The sequence below is a fragment of the Pseudomonas sp. L13 genome (genome assembly GCF_009935965.1).
In the GTDB taxonomy this organism is placed as follows: domain Bacteria; phylum Pseudomonadota; class Gammaproteobacteria; order Pseudomonadales; family Pseudomonadaceae; genus Aquipseudomonas; species Aquipseudomonas lactis.
On sequence record NZ_QODJ01000111.1, the window covers coordinates 1 to 8,404 of the forward strand.

An 8,404-nucleotide genomic window follows, 5' to 3' on the forward strand; every position below is an offset into this window, starting at 1 on the left:
CCGTCGGATTGAATTTCGTGATCAATGGGTTCCTGATTGCCGCCGGCCTGTACCCAGCCGCCATTGCCGTCGGATTGGATTTCGTGATCGATGGGTTCCTGATTGCCGCCGGCCTGTACCCAGCCGCCATTGCCATCAGACCTGATTTCGACATCGATGGGCTCCTGATTGCCGCCGGCCTGTACCCAGCCGCCATTGCCGTCGGATTGAATTTCGTGATCAATGGGTTCCTGATTGCCGCCGGCCTGTATCCAGCCGCCATTGCCGTCGGATTGGATTTCGTGATCGATGGGCTCCTGATTGCCGCCGGCCTGTACCCAGCCGCCATTGCCATCAGACCTGATTTCGACATCGATGGGTTCTTGAACTGCACCGGCTTTGGGCTGATCAGGGCTGCCAATGGGTTTGGTGTCGAAATCACGGTTGGCGCTGACCCACCTATCGTCAATGGTGTTCGTGGGCAGGAAATCGGAGGCGATCGGCCGGGAGTTGGTGCTGACCGCAGAGGCATCGACGTTTTTTTCATCAGACGGCAAGAAGTTGCGATCCAACCGAATGCGGTTGGCGTGATCACGCGTCGCATTGCCGATGGTTTTCCAGCCACCCTTGTCATTGGACACTTCGGCGTCTTCTCCAGCCTGTTTGTCCAGAGGGTTTTTCCGCGGTACATCGTGATCGATAGGGTGTTTGCCAGTGGGCTGGTACGTGGGTATGGATGGGACGGAGCCATTGATTGAAGACATGATTGCACCTCTCTCTTCGCTAGGAAATTGACCCTGTCAGGAGGTGGTCCTGACAGGGCGTTTCGCAGGCTACAGCGCCAGCGGCAGGCGCTCAACGAGGTCTATTTCGGCTGGATGTAACAACGTAAAACCGCATCGGGTGTTGGTTTTCGAGTGAGTGAAAAGGCTATAGGTGCAGTCCGGCGCAAGCGCCGAAAAGTCAGGCCGAATGTCAGATTGCGCAGCTGAGTGCCAGGTTTTCACTCACCGAAACACATTGGGTCGTTGCCGGGTTTTGGGTGGCTTCACGCTTGGAAACACTTCTGCAATCACGAATGCAACGGCCTATATTAAAGCGTCCTCACCATCTCATGCCACGCCATCCCGCCGTGGTCCGATGGCGAAGGGCGCACATAGGTGTAGCCCATTGCTCTGTACAACGGCACATGCTGCTCCTTGCACATCAGGTGGATCGTGCGCTTGCCCATTGCCTGCATGCGTTGCACGAACTCAGTCATCAGTTTTTTCGCATAACCCTTGCCTTGATGGGTCGGGTCGACCACCACCGACATGATCACCACATTCGGCGCCTCGGCCACATGGCCCACCAACTCCTTGAAGGCCTCGTCGGACATCACCACCTCATGGGCGCAGCCTGAGTTGATGAAGCCCACCACTGCGCCATCTTCCTCCAGGATCAAAAAGCCCTCGGGATACTGCGCGATGCGCGTGGCAATCTTTTCAAGCGTTGCGGCTTCGTCGCCCTCGTAGGCGGTGGTTTCGATTTCAAAGCAGCGTGCCGCGTCGGTGGGCTGGGCGTTGCGCAAGGTGAGGGTGGGCATGGAGGGTTCCAGGGATGTTCAATGAAAGGCCACATCATAGAGAAACATCGGGCCTATGGCACCGCACGGCCATTCATCACCCCTTGTAGGAGCGAGCTTGCTCGCGAAAAACGTCAACGATAACGCGCGCTTCCAGAATGAACGCGGCGCCTGTGAGTTTTTCGCGAGCGAGCTCGCTCCTACACATTGTGACGGGTAGGGCAGGCGCGACCGAGCGTCGGTATCAAACCCCACCCACCAACTTCCCACTGTCCATCCGGCGCTTATACGCACTGTCCCGGCTCGCCAACCAGAAGTACAACGGTGACGTCACCGCCAGCCCCACCACCCACGACAAGTCCGCGCCGTTGATGTGCTGCGAAATCGGCCCCGCGTAGAGCGGTGTATTCATGAACGGAATCTGCACCGCAATCCCCACCGCATACGCCAGCAACGCCTGTGGGTTGTACTTGCCGTAGATGCCGCCATCCACGCGGAAGATCGAGGCGATGTCGTATTGGCCTTTATGGATCGCATAGAAGTCGATGAGGTTGATCGCCGTCCAGGGCACCAGCACCACGAGCAGCACCAGCACCATGTCGACGAAGTGACCGATGAAGTCTTGGGAGGCAAACACCGCCGCAATCGAACAGGCGGCCAGCACGATGATGGAGATCACCGCACGGCTTTTCGCGGTGGGGATCCAGCGGTAGGCAAAGGTCTGCACCAGGGTGATGATCGACAGTACCGCGCCATACAGGTTGAGGGCGTTATGGCTGATCACGCTGAGCAAGAACAGCACCAGCATCAACGGGCCGATGGCGCCGGTGGCCAGTTTGACCGCGTCCATGGTGTCCATGCCCACCGGCGTGGCGAGCACCGCCACCGCGCCGAAGATGAAGGCCAGGCTCGACCCCAGCGCCGAGCCCAGGTAGGTAGTCCAGAAGGTGGCGGCCACCGGCACGTCGGCGGGCAGGTAGCGGGAGTAGTCCGACACGTAGGGCGCAAATGCGATTTGCCACAGCGCAGCCAGGGAAACGGTGGCCAGCCAACCGGAGATGTTGAAGCTGCCACGGGTTAGAAAATCGGTGGTTTGTACATGGGTGAAAATGTAGCCAAAGCCCAGCACGATGCCGGCGCCCAGCACCCAGGTGCCGATGCGGTTGAGTACGTGGATGAAGCGGTAGCCGATGATGCCGATAATCCCGGAACCGATGGCGCCGATAACGATGCCCACCGGCACAGGCACGGCGTCCACCACGCCATGCAGGGATTTACCGGCCAGCACGATGTTGGAGGCGAAGAAGCCGATGTACATCACCCCGGCAATCACCACCACCAGCAACGCGCCGAGGGAGCCGAACTGCGCGCGGCTCTGGATCATCTGCGGAATGCCCATCTGCGGGCCCTGGGCCGAGTGCAATGCCATCAACACACCGCCGACCAAATGGCCGACAAGGATGGCGACAATGCCCCACACCAGGTTGAGGTGGAACAGTTGTACACCCAGGGCGCCAGTGACGATCGGCAACGGCGCGATGTTGCCGCCGAACCACAGGGTGAACAGGTCTCTTACCTTTCCATGGCGATCTTGCGGGGGCACGTATCCAATCGTGTGTTTTTCGATGAGCGGGGCGCTGGATGTTGCAGTGGTAACCATGACGAGCTCCAAGGCAAGGTGAGTACGTGGGCGTACTTCGCTGTGCGGCGCGTGGGCGCCGCTTTGTTGTTGGAGTGATCATCTGCAATGGGCGCAGGCAGGTAAATTAGTAAGTTTGTTGCTATAGACCTTAAAAAAAGTATCTCGTGAGATTTTTTGCTCCGGTATGTTGCATGCACGTCAATGGCTTGAAAAACCGGTGTTTCTGCGCACTTGTTTGGGGCAAAACACCACGTTTAGGGAGGTGCCGATGGCAGCCTATAACCTGCGTCAGCTCAGATATTTTGTGACCACGGCCGAATGCGGCAGCGTTGCCGAGGCGTCGCGCAAGCTGTATATCGCCCAGCCGTCGGTCTCCACGGCGATCAAACAGCTGGAAGACAGTTTTGGCGTGCAGCTGTTTATCCGCCATCACGCCCAGGGCGTTTCCCTCACCCCCAGCGGCGCGCGTTTTTATCGCAAGGCGTTGGAGCTGTTGCGGGTAGCCCATGAATTCGAGCAGAACGCCCTGGCCGATAACGATGTGGTGGCCGGGCAGATCGACATCGGCTGCTTTGAAACCGTGGCACCGTTGTACCTGCCACGCTTGATCGCCGGCTTCAAGGCGCGTTGGCCGGGGGTGGAGATCCGCATCCGCGATGGCGAGCAGCAGGAACTCGTGCAGGCGTTGACCGCAGGTAGTATCGACGTGGCGATGCTGTTCGAGCACGACCTGGGCGGCACCATCGAAACCACGCCGCTGATGCCGCCGCAACAGCCCTATGCGTTGCTGCCGGCCGATCATCGCTTTGCCCAACAGGCCAAGGTGTCCCTGGCCGACCTGGTGCTGGAACCGATGATTTTGCTGGACGTGTTGCCCAGCCGTACCTACTTCGTGAGCATCTTCGAAGAACGCGGGCTGACCCCGAATATCGTGTTCAGCTCGCCCTCCATCGAGATGGTACGGGGCATGGTGGGGCGTGGGTTCGGGTTCTCGATCCTGGTGACCAAACCGTTCAGCGAGTACACCTATGATGGGCAGAAAGTGGTGTGCATTCCCTTGGCGGAAACGGTCACGGGGTCGGGGTTGTCGGCCGTCTGGCTACGCCGGGCTCCCTTGACCAAACCGGTGCAGTTGTTTGTCGACTACTGCCGCGAAGAGCTTGCACGTTTGCTCGGCTGAATAGGGTAGGAGCGAGCTTGCTCGCGAAAAACTCACGGACGCCGCGTTTATCCAGGAAGCACGCGTCATCGTTGACGTTTTTCGCGAGCAAGCTCGCTCCTACAGGGGGCGATGACCGAGTCTTCAGGTTGTGATAAAGCCTAACAACCGCTGCAACATGGCATCACAACCGTCGAGCTGCTCCAGGCTCACAAACTCATCGGGCTTATGCCCTTGGTCCATGCTCCCTGGCCCGCACACCACGGTGGGAATTCCCGCCGCATCGAACAACCCACCCTCGGTACCAAACGCCACGGTGCCGAATTCTTGTGAGTCGCAGAACGCTGCAATCAATTGCGCGGCCTGGCTGTGCTCACCCGTGACCAGGCCTGGGTAGGCTGACAACTCGGTGAACCGAATCGCACTCTGCGGGCTGACCGCCTGCATGCGCGGCAACACCTGCTGCAGCGCGTAGGCCTGCAACTCTTCAGCCACTTCGCCCGGGTCCATGGAGGGCAGGGCGCGCACTTCAAAGTCAAAGCGGCAGTCGGCCGGCACGATATTCAAGGCCTTGCCGCCGTTGATCATGCCGGTTTGTACCGTGCTGAACGGCGGGTCAAAGCGTGGGTCCTGACGCGCGCGTAACCGCTGGCCAATGCGCCCCAGTTCACCGATCAATTCGGCGGCGTGTTCAATCGCATTCACACCCGAGGGCGCATAGGCCGAGTGGCACGCCTCTCCATGCACGTCGCAGCGCATCGCCAACTTGCCCTTGTGGCCCAGCACCGGTTTGAGTTCGGTCGGCTCGCCAATGATGCACAGCATCGGCTTGACCGGACGTTGTTCCAGAACGGCGAGCAGCGAGCGCACGCCCAGGCAGCCGACTTCTTCATCGTAGGACAGGGCGATATGCACCGGCAGGCGCAACGGCGCGTTGACCAACGCCGGCACCAACGCCAACACGCAGGCGATATACCCCTTCATGTCGGCGGTGCCGCGCCCGAACAGCTTGCCGTCACGCTCGGTCAGTGTGAACGGCGGCAGGGTCCACGGTTGCCCGTCCACCGGCACCACGTCGGTATGCCCCGACAGCACAATGCCCGGCAGTTCCACCGGGCCGATGCTGGCAAACAGGTTGGCCTTGCTGCGTTGCGCGTTGTAGACCAGCTCGCTGGCCACGCCAAACCCGGCCAGGTAATCGCGCACATACTCGATCAATTGCAGGTTGGACTCGCGGCTGGTGGTGTCGAAGCCCACCAGGGTTTCCAGCAGTTCGCGGCTACGGCTCATCGGTCGTCTCCGGCCACGCCGTAGCCGGGGGAACGGTCGGGGGCCAGGGCGCGGTCGACATAGTCCTGCACTTGGGGGCGATAGGCATCCCAGAGTTTCTGCAGTTCGCCAATGGGGGCGTGGTCGGCCCAGTCCACGCGCAAGTTGATGATCGGCCAGGTCAGATCGCCCACCACCACCAGCGCGGCGGAGTGCACCGGGCCGGCTTCGCCACCGGCAGCGATGGCGGCGTGCATGGCCGCCAGCAGGCGGTCTGCGAGCTGGCCTTCGCCCTGTTCGAAGGCCGTGACCATCGTGGTGATTACTTCAGGGGCGGCGAGCATATTGCCCGCTGCCACACATTGCTCGCCCGATACCGCGTGATGGGTACCCAGGGTCTGACTGCCGCTGAAATGCACGCTGCGGCCCAGATGGTCAATTGCCGTCAGTTGCCGGTACTGGCTGTAGCCGTTGCGGGTGAGCGCGTTGTCGACGGCGTCGGCGGGGGCCAGGCCCTGTTCCAGCCCGTCGAGGACGTCCGGGCCGAGGGCCGGCAAGGTGATGTTCTGGGTCGACACTGCGCCCACACCGGGCCGCAGCCACGGGCAGCGGGCGCCCACGGCGATGCTCGATGAGCTGATGGCAACGCCCAGTTGGCCGGTCTCTGCACACCGGCCGACGATGGAAAAGGTCATGGCTAGCCTCCTTACTCTGGAATAACCGCGATCACATCAATCTCCATCAGCCACTGCGGCTGGCCCAGGGCCGAGACCACCAGCCCGGTGGAAATCGGGAACACGCCCTTGAGCCACTTGCCGACTTCCTGGTACACCGGCTCGCGGTAGCGTGGGTCGACCAAATAGGTGGTGGTCTTGACGATATGGCTGAGGTCGCTGCCGGCTTCTTCCAGCAGTTGCTTGACGTTCTTCATCGCTTGCTCGGCCTGGGCCCGTGGGTCGCCGAGGCCGATCAGGTTGCCGTCAAAATCAGTGCCCACCTGGCCGCGTACATACACGGTGTTGCCGGCGCGCACGGCCTGGCACAGGTCGTTGTCCAGGCTCTGGTTGGGATAGGTTGCTTGGGTGTTGAACATGCGAATGCGAGTGTGGGTAGGCATCAAAAAACTCCAGGGAAAAGTGATCAGGCGCTGACAGGGGACTGGCGGCCAACCGGGGCGGCTTCGCGGTACTCAAGGTACTGACGCTGGATGGCGATATGGTCGGCCACGTATTTGGCGTCGTGCCACACGCCCCAGATAAACGACGAGCCACGCCGCGATTGCCAGGGCAAACCGAGGAAGTAGATGCCCGCTTCGCTGCAGACGCCGCGCTGGTGTTGCGGCTTGCCGGCGGCGTCGAAGGCGTCTACCTGCAACCAGCTGTAGTCCACGGCAAATCCGGTGGCCCAGATGATCGAGGTGATGCCGGCCTCGGCCAGGTCCAGCTCAAGGATCGGGTGCCTGATGCATTCAGCGTCGGGGAACACGCGACGTGCCTCGGGCTCCAGCGGCAGGTCGAGGCCATTGCGCTCGATATAGGCGTCGGCCGCATCCAGCAGGGCCAGGTAGTTTTCATCGCCGCGCGCCAGGTTCTCCACCAGGTTGGGTTGGAACGTTGCCACCGTGCCGTCGAAGGCGTGGGTCAGGCCGACCAGGGTCATGCCTTGCTGGGCCAGCTCGCGAAAGTCGATGGTCTTGCCGCCGTGGGCGCCGCTCACGGCAATGGTGACGTGCTCGCGGCCGGGTTTCATCGCCGCCTGGTCCCACTCGCCCAATACGCCCAGCCACCAGCAGAAATCGCGGTTGCGATAGGCGCGAGGCGGGCGGTCATGGGCGCCAACCGACAGGTACACCTGGCGGCCAGAGCGCTGCAATTCATCGGCAATTTGCACCCCGGACGAGCCGGCGCCCACCACCAATACAGCGCCCGCCGGCAGTTGCCCAGGGTTGCGATAGTCGGCGGAGTGGATCTGGTGCAGCGCGGTGCCTTTGGGCGCGATAGCGGGAATCACCGGCTTCTGAAAAGGCCCGGTGGCGGCCACCACTCGGTTGGCTTCGATCACGCCTTCGCTGGTGTGCACGGTAAAGCCGGGGCGGCCGATGTTGCGGACCACTGAGGTGACGTCCACGCCGGTGCGGATCGGCGCATTGAACTTTCGTGCATAGGCTTCGAAGTAATCGGCGACGCGCTCTTTGGGCGCGAAGCCATCTGCGGGGACGTCATCGAATTCCAGGCCGGGGAAGCGGTCATGCCAGGCTGGGCCGTTGGCGACCAGCGAGTCCCAACGCCCGGTGCGCCAGCGCTCGGCGATTCGGCTGCGCTCCAACACCAGGTGTGGTACGCCTTGCTTGCTCAAATGCTCGCTCATGGCCACGCCAGCTTGACCTGCGCCAACCACCAGCGTGTCTATTTTTGTTATTGCTACAGTCATGTCTCTATCCTTGCGTAATGCAGTTGGATTCAGCTCGGGCATGACGTCAAGTTAGGGGGCGGGGAGTTATTAATAAAATATTATTAAGTTGGGAAGTGAGCATAAATATCGGATGCAGAAGAGAGGAAGGCCAGCCAACTGTGGGAGCTGGCTTGCCTGCGATGACGGCCTCCCAGCCGACATCTATCTACCTGACACCCCGCAGTCCAAATGTGGGAGCGGGCTTGCTCGCGAAGGCGGCCTGACAGTCAACACAGTTGGATTGGGTACATATCCGTTCCTGCGGTAACGGCCACTTAGGGTTACGCCCTGACGGCGTCTCACTTTTGAGAAGCGCAAAAGTAAGCAAAACGCTCTTGCC

8 protein-coding genes are annotated in these 8,404 nt (G+C 61.1%); 1 reads left to right on the top strand and 7 read right to left on the bottom strand.

Annotation, left to right across the window (positions count from 1 at the left end):
- The 3 genes from DK871_RS28720 to DK871_RS27910 all read right to left on the bottom strand — a co-directional run.
- Positions 1-743, bottom strand: a 743-nt coding sequence (locus DK871_RS28720) for a hypothetical protein (protein WP_218581559.1), incomplete at its 3' end; no start/stop codon positions are given.
- Positions 744-1,072: 329 nt separating this feature from the next.
- Entirely contained in the window at positions 1,073-1,564 is a 492-nt protein-coding gene (locus DK871_RS27905; protein ID WP_161907425.1) for a GNAT family N-acetyltransferase, read from the bottom strand.
- Between the two features lie 223 nt (positions 1,565-1,787).
- Positions 1,788-3,203: a cytosine permease gene (locus DK871_RS27910; protein ID WP_161907426.1), complete on the bottom strand. Its 1,416-nt coding sequence runs from the start codon at positions 3,201-3,203 to the stop codon at positions 1,788-1,790.
- Positions 3,204-3,453: 250 nt separating this feature from the next.
- Between DK871_RS27910 and DK871_RS27915 the strand changes: the two genes are divergently transcribed.
- On the top strand, positions 3,454-4,365 hold the full coding sequence (locus DK871_RS27915; protein ID WP_003190675.1) for a LysR substrate-binding domain-containing protein: 912 nt from the start codon (positions 3,454-3,456) through the stop codon (positions 4,363-4,365).
- Positions 4,366-4,488: 123 nt separating this feature from the next.
- Here DK871_RS27915 and argE read toward each other — a convergent pair whose 3' ends face one another.
- The 4 genes from argE to DK871_RS27935 are packed head-to-tail and all read right to left on the bottom strand — an operon-like array spanning position 4,489 to position 8,085.
- Positions 4,489-5,634: an acetylornithine deacetylase gene (argE, locus tag DK871_RS27920; RefSeq protein ID WP_161907427.1), complete on the bottom strand. Its 1,146-nt coding sequence runs from the start codon at positions 5,632-5,634 to the stop codon at positions 4,489-4,491.
- Positions 5,631-6,308, bottom strand: coding sequence for a DUF1028 domain-containing protein (locus DK871_RS27925; RefSeq protein WP_161907428.1), 678 nt, complete (start codon positions 6,306-6,308; stop codon positions 5,631-5,633). The genes argE and DK871_RS27925 overlap by 4 nt, the downstream gene beginning before the upstream one ends.
- A gap of 11 nt (positions 6,309-6,319) precedes the next feature.
- Entirely contained in the window at positions 6,320-6,730 is a 411-nt protein-coding gene (locus DK871_RS27930) for a RidA family protein (protein WP_161907429.1), read from the bottom strand.
- A gap of 23 nt (positions 6,731-6,753) precedes the next feature.
- The gene (locus DK871_RS27935; RefSeq protein WP_161907430.1) at positions 6,754-8,085 is read right to left on the bottom strand and encodes an NAD(P)/FAD-dependent oxidoreductase; all 1,332 of its coding nucleotides are present in this window, start codon (positions 8,083-8,085) and stop codon (positions 6,754-6,756) included.
- Between the last annotated feature and the right edge of the window lie 319 nt (positions 8,086-8,404).